Raw genomic sequence first — 16,733 nt, forward strand, 5'->3', positions numbered from 1 at the left:
GTAAGTGGTAATGGTCCACCGCGGCAGGAATCACGACGCGCAAAGAGAGGGCCGCCTGCGCCGGCTCGCACCGCACCTGGCCGTTCACCCCGGCCCGCTCAAGGCGCTGATCGATCACACGCGCGTCCTCGAACAGTTGCGCCGCCGTCTGCAACCGTGGCTGCCCGAGGAACTGCGCGGCGAGTGGCACTTAGCGCGGCTCGATGCCGACGAGATGGTGCTGGTAGCGAGCAGCAGCGCCTGGGCAATGCGCCTGCGCTACCTTTCGCGCACCCTGCAGGAGGCTGCCGAGAAGATCGGCGGCACCCGTCCGCAGCGGGTCTCCATCCGCATCGCCCCGAACCCTGCGCAGCGCAGTCGCCTACAACCGCCAGGACCGCTCAGTGACCGAGCCAGTGCGGTGCTGCGCAGCGCCGCGGCGACAACCGACGATCCGCGCCTGCGCGAAGCCCTCGCGCGGCTCGCCTCGCGGCGCCGGCTCACCGACTCAGGGCACTGAGCCGCGGATCGGCGGGATGGTGCCGAGCGCCGGCAAGCCGGTCGCCGCCGCGATCGCGCCACGCGCCTCATCGGCCAACTCACGGCGTGAGCGCCCCTCCACCGCCAACGGTTCGAGGAAACGGACCGCAATGTGCACACCACGCCGCCCAGCGACCCACCACACACTGCCCAATAAGGTGCGCTCCGGGATCAAAGCGCCTAGATCGCCCGAATCGCCCAGATCGCCCGCCTCACTGCCGTAGCAGAGCGCGACCGGCTGAACCTGCGTCTGCGCATCGACGGCAGCGCGAAAGAGCCGCGGACGAAAGGGCATCAACCCGAGCTGCTGGGTGATCGCCCCCTCCGGGAAGAAGATCACCGCATCGCCCTCCCGCAATCGCTGCGCCATCTCTACGGTCGCACGCTCTGCCGCACCGCTCTGCCCGCGACCGATAAAGAGGGTTCCGAGGCGCTGAGCCACCGGTCCTACCAACGGCCAGCGACGCAACTCGGCCTTACTCAAAAAGCTTCCAGCCACGGTCGCCTTCAGCACCACGATATCGAGCCAAGAGAGGTGGTTGGCCACCAGCAGCGCGCCTCGGCACGGCGCTCCCTCAACGCGCCAACGCACGCCCAGTAAGCGCAGCAGCGCCCGACTCCAGCGGGCCGCAGCGACACGCCCGCGTCGCGGCGAGCGGAGTGCCGCACCACCGATCCAGAAAAACCCCACCACTACATGCAACAGCAAGAGCGTAAATACTGGAGCTGCAACGAGACTGCGCACGCTCGCCCTCCCCTTAGTTGAACCCATCGCACTCCCATCGGCATTCTAATCGTCGGATGCCAGCTCATCACCGTGACCGATGCGCCGTTCGACCAGCGAGCGCATCACCTGCGATAGACCGTCACTGAAGAGCTGAGCGTCGTTAAGCAGCTTCGCCTCGCCGCTCGCCACCGCTGCTGCCAATTGCTGCGGTGAGCGTTCCAGCACCTTAAACCCCGCGCGATTGCTGAACACCAGCCCACCCTCTTCGCTGCGTCCGGCCAAACGCAAGCGCAGCGGCTCTCCGCTGGCACTGCTAAGCTCCAACCACGTCCCCTCGGGTAGGCGTTCCAGTGTCTGCGAAGTCACCGCACGACCGGTCGTGCTCGACGACTGCTTAGCCTCTATGGAGTCGTTCGCAGCGGCGCTAACCGACACCAGCAACGGGTCGTTCGCAGTCAGGCAGCGAACGTACTCCTCCTCAAGCGTGCGCAGCAAATCGGCCAACTCAAAGGGGTCGTGCAACACCCCGTGCAGACCATCAGTCAGCTCATGGAGGAGCACCGGGATCTCCAGCGCCAAGCGCTGTCGCGCCCGCCCGCCTTCAGCGGCAACCCGAAAGCTCCATACCAACCGTTCCATAACGGCGCAGTGGTGAACCCACAGCTCCGACTCCGGCCCATCGCTGATGTAAGCCCACAACAACAGACGCGCCCACGGCTCACGGAGCAAGCGCACGACGACCTCTGGCAACTCCACCCCTTGCAAACAGCGTTCGATCTCGCGCTGCACCCGCGCTCGTCCCTGTTCGACGCGCTGATGGCTCTGTGCTGCCCGGGCGACCGGATCGCTCGCGGCTCCGGCCGCCCTCCCCGAGGGTGCGGAGCCCGCGGGCAGCTCGTGCGGGGTGGCAGCGGCAGAGACCGTCAGCAGCTGCTCGACGATCGCGTAGAGTCGCGGTAGGCGCGCGGCCATGTGCTCGCCGAGCAGCGGCAAAACCACTGCACGCGCTGTCGGTTCAAGGCGCGCCAGCGCTACCGCGCGCAAGAAGAGATCGACAAGACACTCCGGAGTCAGCGGGCTTTGCCAAGTGCTGAGCGGGCGTTTCGGCAGCGCTCGATTGAGCGCTGCGGCGACCCGGTCGGCGGCCTCCGGGGCCGATCCGCAGACGCGCTCTACCAGCTGCACTTCGGCCGGATCGCTCAGCGCCTGTGGCGGCGGCTGCGGAGTGCCGGGCTCGAGCAGCGCCTTGAAACGAAACTCCAGACCGGCGCGCAGCACCTCCTCCATGTCGTGGCGGTGCAGCCGCACCCGCCGCTCGCCCTCACAGTAGGCGGCAACGCCGTCCTCTGTCGCCACCGCGACACGGCTCGATGCATCGCTCTCGGTATGGTTGTCCTCGCAACGCCTTGCCAACGCCTCCTGAGCGGCCCCAAGGGCGTCGCGCAGCACCCCGACCAAGACCCTCTCTAAGTGCCAGCGCAACTGCTCAAGCCGGTACGGAACTGCGTACCCACGCCCGTCCCCGCCGCGGCGCATGAAGACCACGTTGCTGTGTGCTGCTGTGGTCCCATCGCGGCCACCCTCTGCACCCTCTTCGGTCACACGCACCCCCCCTCTCCGTGGCTCACTCTATCGCTCATCCGTCGTTCACCTATGGCTCGTCTATCGTTGCCCGGCGCTCGTTGCGCGGCACTGACCGTACCCAACTCAAAGCGCCCGTCAAAGCGCCCGCCCGTCCTCAGCGCGTCTGTCATCGCCGGGCGACAGAGCACCGGAATTCCGCTATAAGTCCCGCGTGATCTTGCTATTCGCACCCAGATCGGGTATCTTGCCGCGCCATTGTCCGCCTGGTCCGCCCGACGAGACCGTCATCAGGAGATCGGCCTCGCATGTTACTAGCGGTTCTATCCGGATTCATCCTCGCCGCCTTGGTGCCGTGGCTCCATCCCCGTTTAGGGGTCCGCGCCGGCTGGTTCTACGCGCTGTTACCGGCGGCGCTGACACTCTACTTCGCGACCTTCTTACCGCAGATCGCAGCGGGCGAGGTGGCGCACTTCCACTATACCTGGGCGCCTGGTCTCGGCCTCGACCTCTCCTTCTACGTCGACGGCTTAGCCCTGCTCTTTGCCCTGCTGATCAGCGGCATCGGCACCTTCATCCTCATCTACGCCAGCGACTATCTCGCCGGCGATGAGCGGCAGCCGCGCTTTTACGTCCACATCTTGGCCTTTATGGCCTCGATGCTCGGGCTGGTGCTCTCCGATAACCTGATCGCGCTCTTTATCTTCTGGGAGCTGACCAGCATCACCTCCTACATGCTGATCGGTTACGACCACGAGAATGAGTACGCCCGTAAGTGCGCCCTGCAGGGGCTGATCGTCACCTTCGGTGGTGGCCTGGCGCTGCTCGCCGGCTTTATTATGCTCGCTGTCGTCGGCGACAGCTACACGATCTCCGAACTACTGACCCAGGGCGATATCATCCGCGAGCACGAGTGGTATCTGCCGCTGATGCTGCTGATCTTGCTTGGCGCCTTTACCAAGTCGGCGCAGTGGCCGTTTCACTTCTGGCTGCCCAACGCGATGGCAGCGCCGACACCGGTCTCCGCCTATCTACACTCGGCCACCATGGTCAAAGCGGGCGTCTACCTGCTCGCCCGCATGCATCCAGCGATCGGGGCGACCGAGGCGTGGATCCTGCTCTGCTCGCTGATCGGTGCCGTCACCATGGTCACCGGCGCCTACTTCGCGGTGCGCAGCACGCAGATCAAGCGGGTGCTCGCCTACACCACGGTGATGGCGCTCGGCACCCTGACCATGCTCGCCGGCATCGGCACCGAGAAGGCAATGATCGCCTTCGGCGCCTTCTTACTCGCCCACTCGCTCTATAAGGGCGCGCTCTTCTTGGTCGCCGGGATTCTCGATCACGAGACCGGCACCAAGGATGTGCTGAAGATGCGCGGGCTGGTGCAGGCGATGCCGATCACCGCCCTGCTTGCGGCACTCGCGGCGCTCTCGCTGGCCGGGGTGCCGCCGCTCTTCGGCTTTATCGGCAAGGAGTACATGCTAGAGGCGGCCGTCGGCGCCCCCTCCTTCGCCCTCCTGCTGACGGTGATGGCAACAGTCGCGGCGGTCTTGGTAGTGGCAGCGGCCGCAATCGTCGCTGTGCGCCCCTTCTACGGCGAGCGCATTGAGACGCCGAAGCAGCCGCACGATCCGCCCTACGGCATGCTCGCCGGGCCGGCGGTTCTCGGGGTCTTGGGCCTGCTCTGCGGCTTGGCCCCCGGGGTGCCCGATGCGCTGCTGATCTCGGCGACCGCATCGTCGCTGGCCGGTGAGCCGATCAGCGCCAATCTGGCACTCTGGCACGGTATCAACCTGCCGTTGCTGCTCTCGCTCTTTGCATTGGCTGCCGGTGCCCTGCTCTATCACAACTGGGAGCGGGTGCGCGGCTGGATGGGACGCGCCGACGCCCTCTACGCCCGCGGCCCCGAGGCCGGTTACGAGCGCCTGATGCAGGGGATGATGTGGTGTGCCGATTGGCAGACACGACTGCTGCAAAACGGCTACTTGCGTCACTACATCACGACGACGGTGCTGACCTTTGTGGTCTTGGTAGGCTACACCTTGATCACCCGCTTCGACGGCTCGCTGGCCGCCGGGCTCGATGTCCGCTTCTATGAGTGGATCGTCGCCGGGGTGCTGGTCGCCGCTGCGATCTTCGCCTGCCGCACCGCATCGCGGCTGGCTGCGGTGGCTGCCATCGGGGTGGTCGGCTTCGCCATCGCCCTGCTCTTTATCCTCTTCAGCGCCCCCGATCTGGGCACGACACAGATCCTCGTCGAGACCTTAACGGTGATCCTGCTGGTGCTGGTGCTCTTCCGCCTGCCCGGCTTTGTCAGCTTCTCGACGCGCAATCAACGCATCCGTGATGGGATCGTTGCCGCGCTGCTCGGGGTGACGGTCACCGCACTGGTCATGACGACGATCAATTACCAGTTTGCCGATCCGATCTCGGCCTACCACCTTGAGCAGAGCGTCCCGCTGGCCCACGGCCACAACGTCGTCAACGTCATCCTCGTCGACTACCGGGCGCTCGATACCTTGGGCGAGATCTTCGTAGTCGCCCTGGCGGCCATCGGCGTCTTCGCCATGCTCAAGTACACGCTCACCGGCGAGAGCCAAGACCGCCACCGTCGGCTGACGCGCGCCCAAGAGCAAACAACGGGGGATTCAGCCGAGCGCGCAGAGGGGGAGAGGCAAGAGTCATGATCCAAGCCAACTCACTGATCCTCTCGACCATGGCGCGGGTACTGCTCCCGCTCCAGCTGCTCTTTTCGGTCTTTATGCTGCTGCGCGGCCACGACTTGCCAGGCGGGGGCTTTATCGCCGGGCTGATCGCCGCGGCTGCCTTTATCCTCTACCTCTTCGCCTACGGAGTGCCGGCGGCACAGCGGCTGTTGCGCGTCGATCCGCGGACGATCGCCGGAGTCGGCCTGGTCATCGGCACCTTGGCTGCGGTGCCGCCGATCTTCTTCGGACTGCCCTTCTTTACTGGGCTGTGGTGGTATCCCGAGCTGCCGCTGATCGGGCCGGTGAGCATCAACACGCCGCTGATCTTCGATATCGGGGTCTATCTCACGGTGGTCGGTTCGGTCTTGACCATCGCCATTTTCCTGGCGGAAGCGGAGGAGTAGGCCGATGGAACCGTTGATGGCCATACTCGTAGGGGTCATGTTCGCAACCGCACTCTATATGATGTTGCGCCGGTCGATCGTGAAGCTGATTATCGGCCTGATCCTTCTCTCGAACGCCGCCAACCTCCTCTTTTTTACGGCGGCTGGACTAGAGCGCGGAGCGCCCCCGTTGATTCCACTCGATGCCGAGGGACCGCTCGGGGTTGTCGCCGACCCGCTGCCGCAGGCGCTGATTCTCACCGCTATCGTCATCGCCTTCGGCGTCTTGTCGTTCGCCTTAGTCTTGATCAATAAGGCGTACCAAGTGGTGCAGGCGGACGATCTGGATCAGATGAAGGATACGGACACGTGATGCCGCAAGTCGCCATTCCCGTTCTGCTACCACTGCTGATGGGGGCCATTTCGCTGGCCCTGCATCGCCACGTGGCCGCTCAGCGCTGGCTCGGTGTCATCGGCACCGGTGCCTTGCTGGCGAGCACCCTGTGGCTGCTCCACACGGTCTGGCACGAAGGCGTGGTGGTGATGCACATGGGTGACTGGGAAGCGCCCTTCGGCATCACCCTGGTCGCCGACCTGCTCGGCGCCATCATGGCCGTGCTCACCGGCATCATGGGCTTTGCCACCGCGGTCTACTCAACGGCGACGACGCCGCGCGGCCACGAGCACTTCGGCCACTGGCCGCTGCTCCACCTGCTCCTCGCCGGTGTCGCCGGCGCCTTCTTGACCGGCGACATCTTCAACCTCTACGTCTGGTTTGAGGTGATGCTGCTCGCCTCCTTTGCGCTGCTGATCCTCGGCGGGGAGCGGGCGCAGATGGAGGGGGCGATCAAGTACGTCACCCTCAACCTCTTCTCGTCGATGCTCTTCCTCTCGGCGGTCGGCATCACCTACGGCTTGGTCGGCACCCTCAACATGGCCGACATCGCCGTTAAGCTCGCCGATGTCGATCAGCCAGGCTTGGTGACCGTCCTGGCCGTGATGTACATGGTCTCGTTCGGCATCAAGGCGGCCGCCTTCCCGCTCTTCTTCTGGCTGCCGGCGAGCTACCACACCCCGCCGGTCGCGGTCTCCGCCCTCTTCGCTGGGCTGCTGACCAAGGTCGGGGTCTATGCCCTCTACCGGGTCTTTACCCTGATCTTCACCCACGAGGTCGACTTTACCCACGAGATCTTGCTCTGGGGCGCCGGTCTGACCATGCTTACCGGGGTGCTCGGGGCGGCGGCTCAGTTTGAGGTGCGCCGCATCCTCTCGTTCCATATCATCAGTCAGATCGGCTACATGATCATGGGGCTAGCGCTCTTTACGCCGCTGGCGCTGGTCGGTGGGGTCTTCTACATCGCCCACCACATCATCGTCAAAACCAACCTCTTCTTGGTCGCCGGTGCCGCCTATCGGCTGTTGGGGAGCTACGAGTTGCGTGATCTCGGCGGGCTCTACAAGCACCGCCCCTTCCTCGGCTTCCTCTTCCTGGTGCCGGCCCTCTCGCTGGCCGGGCTGCCGCCGCTCTCCGGCTTCTTGGCCAAATTCTTGGTCATTCGCGCCGGCGTCGAAGAGGCCTCGTGGGGGATTGTCTTTATCGCCCTGTTGACTGGCTTGCTGACGCTCTACTCGATGATCAAGATCTGGGGGGAGGCGTTCTGGCACGGTACGCCGGAGCACGTCCCGGAGCGCGATGTCGCCGCCCTCACCGGTGCGAGCCCCGACCGCGATCTGTGGAAGCTCTATCTGCCGATCGTCGGCCTAGCGGCGCTGACCCTCTTTATCGGGCTCTACGCGCAGCCGCTCTATGAACTCGCCGAGGCCTCGGCGAAGCAGCTGCTCGATCCGCAGATCTATATCGATGCCGTCCTAGGGGAGGGCTCGTCGTGATTCCATTCGCCTGGAACGTCGTGCTGGCCATGGTCTGGGTGGTGCTGACAGCGAATCTGTCGGCGACCAACGCCCTGTTCGGCTTTGTCCTCGGCTACGCTGCGATTGCCCTGATGCAGCGCCAATTCCCAGCCCTCCACGGCTACGCCCAGCGGGTCCCACGCTTTATCGGCTTTCTCTTCTTCTACGCTTGGGAGATGATCAAGGCCAACGCCCGCGTTGCCCACGACGTCGTAACCCCCGAGTGGCAAATGCGCCCCGGGGTCATCGCCATTCCGCTGGAGGCGAAGACCGACGGCGAGATCACCGTCTTGGCCAATCTGATCAGCCTGACCCCGGGAACGCTGTCGCTCGACGTCTCCACCGACCGCCAGGTGCTCTACATCCACGCCATGTATCTCGATGACGAAGTTGAACTGCTAGAGTCGATCAAAGATCTTGAGCGGCGGGTACTGGAGGTGATGCGCTGATGGTCGAGATCGCCACCTATCTGGTCTTCGCAATGCTCTCGGTCGCCCTGATTCTGGCCTTGGTGCGCCTGATCAAGGGGCCGATGCTGCCGAATCGCGTCGTCGCCCTGGAGTTGATCGCCTCGCTGGTCGTCGGCTTTATCGCCGCCTACTCGATTCACACCGGCGTCGACGACTTTATCGACGTCGCCATCGTCATGGCGCTGCTGGCCTTTATGGCAGCGGTTGGGTTCGCTCGCTATCTGGAAAAGGGAGGGCCGCGCGATGACTGAGTGGCTGCTTGAAGGCCTGACCGCGCTGATGCTGCTACTCGGCGGCGGCTTGATGCTGATTGCGGCGATCGGCGCCGTGCGCCTCCCCGATCTGCCCACCCGCCTACACGCCACCACCAAGGCCGGTGCCCTCGGCGCGGCCCTGACCATCGCCGCCGTCGCCCTGCACTTTGCCTGTATCAGCGTAACGGCGCGCGCCGCTGCGGTCATTGTCTTTATCGTGCTGACCGCCCCGGTCGCCGCCCACCTCATCGGCCGGGCCGGCTACTTTGTCGGCGTACCGCTGTGGGAAGGCACGGTCAAGGACGAACTGCGCGATCGCTACGATCCTGAGAGTCACGTACTGAGAAGCGGCCTGACCAAACAGGCGGCGGAGAGCGGCGGCAAGCAACGGGGGCGTGACGCCTAAGACTGGGGGGGGGAATCTGAGGGTGGAATCCTAAAGCCCTCAAGCCCTAAAGCAACGCCTAGCTGCTCCTAACACGAAACACATGGCGGCTGGAAGTCTTGAAAAGCTTCAGCCGCGACTCATTCCGTCCTATCAGGCGTTTCCCGGACTGAGGACGGTGCTTTTCGAGGTACCGACTGCCCTCCCCGCCCAAATGGGCGGGGAAGCAAACAGGGGCTTTCTGACCAAAAACCGCTAGAAAGTGAGTCCAAAGCCAACGGAGAGGGCAACACCATTCATATCCCCAGCTCCGGCGTCAGTATCCGGCGCGCTGCGATACGCCAGGCGGGCATTCATGTTGGCGTTGTCGGAAGCGAGAAGTATGAAGCGACCAAAAATGTCGGCGACCATATTGCTCCCTTCATTACCGATCATAAACCCAGCTCCTGCGGCAAACTGGTTCCGACCTAGATGATACTCAGCGCTGATCCCACGCACACCAAGGTTGCCTATGTTCTCTGTGCTGACATCTTCATGGTAGACACCAGCGCGCAAATTGCTGTCGATAGCAACCCCAAACTCAAAAGCGTTCCCGTAGATATCGCCATTAGCCGAATCGGTCAGAAAGACTGGAGTGTGGCTGTAGTTGAAATAGAAGGTCTTGTCGCTGGCAACCGCCTGACTACAAAGGAACACCCCGCCCAAAATCAAACCTGCGACTGCAGCCCTACTTTGATTGATCATGTATGACACTCCTCGCAATAAAGCCTCAGAAATTAATACCAAAACCGATAGAGAGCGCAATACCATTAAGGTTATCGGCTGCAGTACTCTGCGGTAGAGTGCGGTAAGCGAGGCGAGCATACATATTGGTGTGATCTGTAGCTGCTAGCGTAAATCGGCCATAAATATCAGCAGCCATATCGTTGTTACCATCGTTGCCAATCATGACACCACTGGCCGCAGTAAAATTACCCTGCCTCAGTAAGGCACGCTCAGCAGCCAAACCTGTGATATTAGGATCCGCTGCATCCTCGACGTTCATCTGTTCATAGTAAACGCCCAGCCGGGTATGCCGCTCTAGGAAGACACCAAATTCAATTGCGTTCCCATACGTATCGCCGTTGTCAGAGTCTGTTAAGTACACTGGAGTATGGGCAAAATTAATATAAAAGTTGTTGCTAGCGAGCGCAGGAGTTGCTGCAATCGCCCCCCCCAACGCTACAGCCACAACACAAACCGCAGTCGATTTTTTCATTATATATCCCCATAAAGTGATTACTCTGGAGGATGCGCAGTCCCCCCTGCGCTGAAGCTCCGAACAAAGCGTCACCCAGTCCGCATCTCGCCACAGACTTGATCGACATGCCAAAGTTACCAAAAGATGACGGAAAGTCCAGCAAGTGCTTACTCTCCAAGTGGGGCAGTTGCGCGCGGCATCACACGGCCCTGGCCTCCACGTCCAGCACCACTTCCCTACCCCGCCAAAAGAGGCTAGCTTTGTCTTTGTGTAGGCAGTCGGTCAGTCACGGACCATTAAGATATCTTGTTCGAGTTCGCGCAACAGACGACTTGCAAGACTGCCGAGTAGGACATTCCCCCAGCGGCCGCGGCCGTGATTGCCGAGCACCACCAGATCGGGCTGCAGCCCTTCTAAGGCGCCGCGGGTGATGGTCGCCGGATGGCCGGCGTGAACCTCAAGATGGAACCGGTGCATCAACTCGGCCGTCGGGTCGATCGCCTCGGCGACGAAGTCGGTCAGCGTCTGCTGCGTCTCGTTGAAGAGTTCGCGATAGTGTTGATCGACACGGTCTTCGCTGACACCGGCTGCGCGCATCCGATCCAACGCCTCGGTCTCAAGGACGTGCAGCACATAGAACTCGGCCTCGGGGAACCACGCCACGGCGCAGCGCAGCGCCTCGCGTGAACACTCGGAGAAGTCGACGGCGACCGCGATGCGCTGGTAGGGTCTCTCCCCGCCCGCCCCGCGGACGACCAGGGTCGGCCGCGTCGAGTGGCGCACCAGGTGTTCGGTCGTCGTCCCCAGCAGCCACTCTTTAACGTGCTGCTGGCCGTGCGCACCGAGGACGACAAGATCGACGCCGCCATCTTGCTCATCGGCCGCCCGTACCAACTCCCCGACGGTATCGCCGACAACCACCTGCGGCACCGCCCGCCGCCCCGGAGTGCTCTCCTGCAGTCTCTGTTCGGCAAGGGCGCTGAGCAGTGCAGTCGGATCGGGGGCGGCGCTAAAGGGTGAGGAAAGGCCTGGAAAATCGCGTTCAATGACGTGCATCGCCAACAGCTCGGCATCGAACTGCTCGGCCAACTGCGCTGCCCGATAGCCGGCACGCTCTGCCCGCTGCGAGAGGTCACTGGCGAAGAGGATCTTGTTGATCATGCGCGCTCCTGCTGTGAATGGTGGCGATACCCCCACCACATGAGACCAAGGCCAGCCAGGATCATCGGCAAGCTAAGCAGCTGCCCCATCGTAACCCAGCCCAGGGCCAGATAGCCGATATGGGCATCCGGCATACGGAAAAACTCGACAAAGGCGCGGAAGAGCCCGTAACCGACCAAGAAGAGCCCGGCCACCGACCCGCGCGGCCGCGGTTTGGCCGAAAACCACCACAGCAGCGCGAAGAGGGCAACGCCCTCCAGGCCCAACTGATAGAGCTGCGACGGGTGGCGCGGCTCCGGACCCAACGGCGGGTAGACCATCGCCCACGGCACCTCGGAGACCCGGCCCCACAACTCACCGTTGATGAAGTTGCCGATCCGCCCGCAGCCGATCCCCAGCGGCACCAACGGCGCCCCAAAGTCGGCCAAACGCAGCAGGTCGATGCGCAACCGCCAGGCGTAGACAACCAGCACGATAACGACGCCGAGCAGCCCACCGTGGAAGGACATCCCACCCTCCCAGAGGCGCATCAGCACCAGCGGATCTTGAATGAAACCGGAGAAGTTGTAGAAGAGGTGGTAGCCGACCCGTGCCCCCACGATCACGCCGATGGCCCCGAAGAAGATCAGATCGTCGAGCTGGCGCGGGGAGATCGGGCTATCGGGACGCGCCGCCCGCCACCGCCCAAGCCCCCAGGCAATGGCAAAGCCGACGATGTACATGAGCCCGTACCAGTGGATGGCCACAGGGCCGACCTGGAGGGCGACGGGATCAATATCGGGGTAGACGAACATGGCGGCTATAGGCTAACAGCGCGAGACTGCCCTATACAAATCGAGACACAAACGGCGCGGGGAGGCGTGAAAGCCCCACCGCACCGCGGAACCTGAGACCACGGAGCAGACTCAGCACCGTGGCTCTACGACTCGCCCCAACAACTTAGAAGTTGTAACGGGCGCGGGCGATAATACCCAAATCGCCGTCCCAGATGTCCAGTTCGCCCACTACCCCAAGGTTCGAGGTCATGTGGTACTGGCCGTAGGCGTTGAAACCGAAGTAGTCCCAGTCACCCGTGACGATCCGCGCCTGGCCACCGACCTCGAAGGCATCATTGATCAGGTATCGCGCACCACCACGGATACCGAGGGAGATGTCGTCTTCAGACCACGTTACCCTCCGGGTTTCACCGCCACGCATCCGCCACTCACCATCGACCCATTCATAGCTTCCTCCTACTCTCCACCGATCCTCCCCCTCGACCTTCTGATACTCCAGCGACAGACCACCGTAGACATCGAAATCCGGCATCACCTCAAAGCGGTAGGCGCCACCACCGTAGGCGGCCGTATAATCAAAGTCATCGGTCAAATAGGTAAAGCCACCGAAGGCGAAGATATCCGGGGTAATGGCATAAGAACCCGTAACATTCACACCGACAAGATCCTGACGATCAACACTCGGATAGAAGGCGAGGCCGCCATCGACATAGCTGTAACTCAACGCACCACCGGTATCCGCACCCAAGCCCTCGGCGCCAACGACTCCCGGCACCAGCAACCCGGCAGTCAGCAGCCCGCCAATCGTCTTTCTCATCACGTTACCCTCCCTAAGCTCTCTTTAGAACAGCAATTACGAAAGCGTCACACTCCACGGCCACGCTACGACGCGCCGAGACTTGACCCAAACGCGACACCGAGAGCATCCCAGCGCCACTTCGTCACCTCCAGCGCCCCCCCCCTTATAGGAGGGCCTGCTCCGCTCTTTCCCCTTCCACTTCTGAAAAACCAGGAGAAGTGAGGTCAAAGCGCCACACACACTTTCAAGCGGCTTTCCACCCCCGAAGTGTTACCGAAATTTGACCAAACGTCCAGGGTCAGCACCCGAATCGAGGTCTTTTCCCGAACAACGCTTATGGGCGAATCATCGACCCGCTCGGAGACGGCCAAGGCCTACCCCGCCAACCGGCCAACACCGCTTTGCGCCTCACTCAATCGCATCGACAAATCAACCGCCTGCACGTGCTTGGTGAGCGCCCCAACGGAGATCCGATCAACCCCCGTCTCGGCCAGTCGCCGCACCTGTGCGATATCAATCCCACCGGAGACCTCCAGGGCAACGCGCCCAGCGGCTTGGGCGACCGCCTGCTCGATCTGCTGCGGGGCAAAATTATCGAGCATAACGACATCAGCGCCGGCGACAATCGCCTGCTCAAGCTGCTCAAGGTGCTCGATCTCGACCGTGACCGGTGCTCCCGTCGCGCGCATCCGCGCCAACTCGACCGCCGTCGTCAAACCACCGCAGACAATGATATGGTTCTCCTTGATCAGGTAGGCGTCGAAGAGGCCGAAGCGGTGGTTGGTGACACCCCCACAGCGCGTTGCGTACTTCTGCGCGGCCCGCAGCCCCGGCAGGGTCTTGCGGGTATCGAGAACGATCGCCTGAGTACCGGCGACGGCGTCGGCGAAGAGGCGCGCACTCGTCGCCGTGCCGCAGAGCAGCTGGAGGAAGTTGAGGGCGATGCGCTCCCCGCTCAGCAAGGCCCGCGTCGGCCCGCGCAGGCGGCAGAGGACCGCTCCCGGCTCAATCCACTCGCCCTCACTGCACTCCCAGCGCACCATGACGCGGCGATCGAGCTGGCGATAGACCTCATCGAGCCAGGGGCCGCCGCAGACCACCGCCGCCTCGCGAACCACTACCACCGCCTCGGCAAGCCGGCTCTCGGGCACCAACCCGGCGGTGAGGTCGCCGGCGCCGATGTCCTCTTCAAGGGCCGCACGAACATCGGCCTCAATGACCGATCGTGCCGGTAGGGGGACATGGGGCACATGGGGCACATGGGGCACATGGGGCACATCTGTTAGGTTCGCTGCAATCGGCTCGTTCATCATCCGTAAGCATCTCTCGTTGTATTGTTGTGCGCTTCTCGTTGTCGATTCTTGTTATTGGCCTTACTTCTCTTTTGCGCGCAGCTCGGCGGCACGATTTGGTAGACTAAGCAGAGCGGCAACTCAACCGGGAGTCCAGAACGGTGCGCACGTCCCATATCTTACCAGCCTTTGCCTGTACCCTGGTCCTGCTCTTCGGCAGCAGCGGCCTATTCGCCCCCGCCGCGGCACAGACCGGAACCCACTACGTCAACGATCAGGTCCACGTACCGATGCGAACCGGTCCGACCAATCGCCACTCGATTGTGCGCTTTTTGAGCACCGGCACCGAAGTCCAGGTTCGCGCCACACGCGAGCAAGACCGCGAGCAGTTCGGCGATAGCGCCGTGCAACAGTGGCTGCGCGTCGTCCACAACGACCGGGAGGGGTGGATCGAGCGGCAGTATCTAGTCAACGAACCGCCGGCACGCACGCGCATCGGTGAGGTCGAGTCGACACTTGAGACCGCCGAGTCGCGGGTCGCCGAGCTGGAATCGGAGCTCGGCGAGACCGAATCGGCCAAGGCCGCTTTACACGACGAGCTTGAGGAGGCCCACACCCAAATCGCCGAACTCGAGCGCCACCTGGAGGCGGCTAGCGACGGTTACGAACTGGTCCAAGTCAACGAACGCCTGCGCGAGCGGATGCGGGTCTTGCTCGATCGCACCGAGGCGCTGGAAGAGCGCAACCGCGAGCTCACCGAGCGCGGTCAACGCGACTGGTTCCTCGCCGGGGCGGGCGTTTTAGGTGTTGGGCTGCTCCTCGGCTTGGTGCTGCCGCGTCTGCGCCCACGGCGTAGGAGCTGGGGCGACTCGCTCTAAACTATGAGCCGTGACCTGCCGGAGTTAGCCCAGCTTATCGCCGAGCTGGTTGCCGAGCCCTCGGTCAGCAGCGTCGATCCGATTTGGGATCAGAGCAACCTCGGGGTGGTTGAGCGGCTGTGCGACTGGCTCGAACCGCTCGGCTTTGAGTGTCGGGTCGAACCGCTCCCCGAGCAAGCGGACAAAGCGAACTTGATCGCCATACTGCAACCGGCTCGCTCGGCCTGCGGGGGGGACAACGCAGCCTCGGCAACAACTGCCGCTGCCTCCAAAACCGCTCCCGCCACCGCGCACCCCGCACCCGGCGGCTTAGCGCTGTGCGGCCATACCGACACCGTCCCCTACGATGCAGCGCGCTGGTCGAGCGACCCCTTTCGCCTCAGCGAGCGCGACGGCCGTCTCTACGGGCTCGGCAGTTGCGATATGAAGGGCTTTTTAGCACTCGCCGTCGCCGCCGTCCGCGACCTCGACCGACGCCAACTGCGCGCCCCGCTCGCCCTGATCGCCACCGCCGACGAGGAGAGCGGCATGGACGGCGCACGCGCGCTGGTCGCTGCCTACCCGGAGGGGATCGGCATCGGCCGGGCGATTATCGGCGAGCCGACCAGCAACCGCCCGGTTCATCTGCACAAGGGCATGATGATGGAGGCGGTGCATATCGAGGGGCGCGCGGGCCACTCGAGCGACCCACGGCTCGGGCGCAACGCCCTGGAGATCATGACCCGCGTGCTCACCGAGCTGCTGCGCTGGCGCGATGAGCTCGCAGAGCGCCACCGCGACGAGCGCTTTGGCGTGCCTTACCCGACCCTCAACCTGGGGCGCATCCACGGCGGCGACAATCCGAACCGGATCTGCAGCGCCGCCGAGCTGCACTTCGATCTGCGCCCCCTCCCCGGAATGGCACCGGCCGCGCTGCGCGCCGAGCTCAGTGAGCGCCTGCAGGCGGCACTCGGCAGCGATGCGCCTTACTGCTCGCTGCGCTCACTCGTCGAGCCGCAACCGGCGCTGGCCACCCCGGCAACGAGCGCGCTGGTCGCAGAGGCGGTACGCTGGACCGGAGAGCCGGCGACGGCCGCGGCCTTTGCCACCGAGGCGCCCTACTTCGTGCAGATGGGCATGGAGAGCGTAGTGCTCGGGCCTGGTGATATCGGCTGCGCCCACCAGCCCGATGAGTACATCGAGTGCGCTCGCCTCCAGCCAACACTCGAGTGGCTGCGCGCTATGATCCGTCGCTTCTGCCTGTGATGGCTCCCTGCCTAGATGGTAGACGAGGGTTAGCCCGGGAGCCCCGGGATTTGCCAAGCCCGACGCCACACCACTCGACGCCACTCGACTCCATTCCACTCAACCGCTAGCTACCTACCGCCATGCGCATCACCGATCTCCACTCCGCTGACTTCGTCGACTGGCTACGCCACGCCGCCCCTTATATCAATGCCCATCGTGGCCGCACCTTCGTGATCCACTTTCCCGGGAGTGCGTTGTATCCCCCAGCCCTCGACGGACTGGTTCACGATCTGGCCCTCCTCACCAGTCTCGGCGTGCGCCTAGTCTTGGTGCCTGGCGCTCGCTCTCAAGTCGAAGAGCGCCTGCGGCAACGCGGCCTGACCGCCCACTACGCCTCCGTCCCCTCCACCCCCTCCACC

General features: G+C 63.6%; 17 protein-coding genes and 2 pseudogenes. 11 read left to right on the top strand and 8 right to left on the bottom strand.

Annotation, left to right across the window (positions count from 1 at the left end; genetic code table 11):
* Window positions 1-10: 10 nt before the first annotated feature.
* A complete protein-coding gene (locus tag CKO15_RS03425; RefSeq protein ID WP_242464533.1) occupies window positions 11-499 on the top strand; it encodes a DciA family protein in 489 nt (162 codons plus the stop codon).
* Here the strand turns inward: CKO15_RS03425 and CKO15_RS03430 are convergent.
* The gene (locus tag CKO15_RS03430) at window positions 488-1,264 is read right to left on the bottom strand and encodes a 1-acyl-sn-glycerol-3-phosphate acyltransferase (RefSeq protein WP_200192528.1); all 777 of its coding nucleotides are present in this window, start codon (window positions 1,262-1,264) and stop codon (window positions 488-490) included. The genes CKO15_RS03425 and CKO15_RS03430 overlap by 12 nt on opposite strands.
* 45 nt (window positions 1,265-1,309) lie before the next feature.
* Window positions 1,310-2,854 (bottom strand): DUF1631 family protein, encoded by a 1,545-nt coding sequence (locus tag CKO15_RS14490; protein ID WP_200192529.1) that lies wholly within the window; start codon window positions 2,852-2,854, stop codon window positions 1,310-1,312.
* Window positions 2,855-3,135: 281 nt separating this feature from the next.
* On the opposite strand from CKO15_RS14490, the pseudogene CKO15_RS03440 reads away from it, so the two are divergent.
* The 7 genes and pseudogenes from CKO15_RS03440 to mnhG form a co-directional block, all read left to right on the top strand.
* Window positions 3,136-5,424: pseudogene (locus CKO15_RS03440) on the top strand (putative monovalent cation/H+ antiporter subunit A); the annotation flags it as partial.
* Window positions 5,425-5,516: 92 nt separating this feature from the next.
* Window positions 5,517-5,942, top strand: a complete 426-nt coding sequence (locus tag CKO15_RS03445) for a Na+/H+ antiporter subunit B (RefSeq protein WP_200192564.1) — start codon at window positions 5,517-5,519, stop codon at window positions 5,940-5,942.
* 4 nt (window positions 5,943-5,946) lie between these two features.
* Window positions 5,947-6,294: a Na+/H+ antiporter subunit C gene (locus CKO15_RS03450; protein WP_200192533.1), complete on the top strand. Its 348-nt coding sequence runs from the start codon at window positions 5,947-5,949 to the stop codon at window positions 6,292-6,294.
* Window positions 6,291-7,811: a Na+/H+ antiporter subunit D gene (locus CKO15_RS03455; protein WP_200192535.1), complete on the top strand. Its 1,521-nt coding sequence runs from the start codon at window positions 6,291-6,293 to the stop codon at window positions 7,809-7,811. The genes CKO15_RS03450 and CKO15_RS03455 overlap by 4 nt, the downstream gene beginning before the upstream one ends.
* Entirely contained in the window at window positions 7,808-8,281 is a 474-nt protein-coding gene (locus CKO15_RS03460) for a Na+/H+ antiporter subunit E (RefSeq protein WP_200192537.1), read from the top strand. Before CKO15_RS03455 ends, CKO15_RS03460 begins: the two co-directional genes overlap by 4 nt.
* On the top strand, window positions 8,281-8,553 hold the full coding sequence (locus CKO15_RS03465) for an MrpF/PhaF family protein (RefSeq protein WP_200192539.1): 273 nt from the start codon (window positions 8,281-8,283) through the stop codon (window positions 8,551-8,553). Before CKO15_RS03460 ends, CKO15_RS03465 begins: the two co-directional genes overlap by 1 nt.
* Window positions 8,546-8,962 carry a monovalent cation/H(+) antiporter subunit G gene (gene mnhG, locus CKO15_RS03470; protein ID WP_420842111.1) on the top strand — a complete coding sequence of 139 codons (417 nt, stop codon included), beginning with the start codon at window positions 8,546-8,548 and terminating at the stop codon, window positions 8,960-8,962. The genes CKO15_RS03465 and mnhG overlap by 8 nt, the downstream gene beginning before the upstream one ends.
* A 234-nt stretch (window positions 8,963-9,196) precedes the next feature.
* Here the strand turns inward: mnhG and CKO15_RS03475 are convergent, their stop codons facing one another.
* From CKO15_RS03475 to nadC, 6 genes are all read right to left on the bottom strand, one after another.
* Window positions 9,197-9,685 (bottom strand): hypothetical protein, encoded by a 489-nt coding sequence (locus CKO15_RS03475; RefSeq protein ID WP_200192541.1) that lies wholly within the window; start codon window positions 9,683-9,685, stop codon window positions 9,197-9,199.
* A 25-nt stretch (window positions 9,686-9,710) separates the two neighbouring features.
* Complete coding sequence (locus tag CKO15_RS03480; protein ID WP_200192542.1) at window positions 9,711-10,199, bottom strand: hypothetical protein; 489 nt, start codon at window positions 10,197-10,199, stop codon at window positions 9,711-9,713.
* Window positions 10,200-10,463: 264 nt separating this feature from the next.
* Entirely contained in the window at window positions 10,464-11,342 is an 879-nt protein-coding gene (locus tag CKO15_RS03485) for a universal stress protein (RefSeq protein WP_200192544.1), read from the bottom strand.
* Window positions 11,339-12,136, bottom strand: coding sequence for a prolipoprotein diacylglyceryl transferase (lgt, locus tag CKO15_RS03490; RefSeq protein WP_200192546.1), 798 nt, complete (start codon window positions 12,134-12,136; stop codon window positions 11,339-11,341). Before lgt ends, CKO15_RS03485 begins: the two co-directional genes overlap by 4 nt.
* Before the next feature lie 145 nt (window positions 12,137-12,281).
* Complete coding sequence (locus tag CKO15_RS03495) at window positions 12,282-12,935, bottom strand: hypothetical protein (protein WP_200192548.1); 654 nt, start codon at window positions 12,933-12,935, stop codon at window positions 12,282-12,284.
* 356 nt (window positions 12,936-13,291) lie between these two features.
* A complete protein-coding gene (gene nadC / locus CKO15_RS03500) occupies window positions 13,292-14,230 on the bottom strand; it encodes a carboxylating nicotinate-nucleotide diphosphorylase (protein WP_338035984.1) in 939 nt (312 codons plus the stop codon).
* 140 nt (window positions 14,231-14,370) lie between these two features.
* Here nadC and CKO15_RS03505 point away from each other — a divergent pair, with 140 nt between their 5' ends.
* From CKO15_RS03505 to CKO15_RS03515, 3 genes and pseudogenes are all read left to right on the top strand, one after another.
* Entirely contained in the window at window positions 14,371-15,087 is a 717-nt protein-coding gene (locus CKO15_RS03505; protein WP_200192550.1) for a TIGR04211 family SH3 domain-containing protein, read from the top strand.
* Between the two features lie 3 nt (window positions 15,088-15,090).
* Window positions 15,091-16,332 carry an acetylornithine deacetylase gene (gene argE / locus CKO15_RS03510; protein ID WP_200192552.1) on the top strand — a complete coding sequence of 414 codons (1,242 nt, stop codon included), beginning with the start codon at window positions 15,091-15,093 and terminating at the stop codon, window positions 16,330-16,332.
* Window positions 16,333-16,454: 122 nt separating this feature from the next.
* A pseudogene (locus CKO15_RS03515) lies at window positions 16,455-16,733 on the top strand (amino-acid N-acetyltransferase); the annotation flags it as partial.

Origin of the sequence: Halorhodospira abdelmalekii (assembly GCF_016583625.1) — a bacterium.
Lineage (GTDB): Bacteria > Pseudomonadota > Gammaproteobacteria > Nitrococcales > Halorhodospiraceae > Halorhodospira > Halorhodospira abdelmalekii.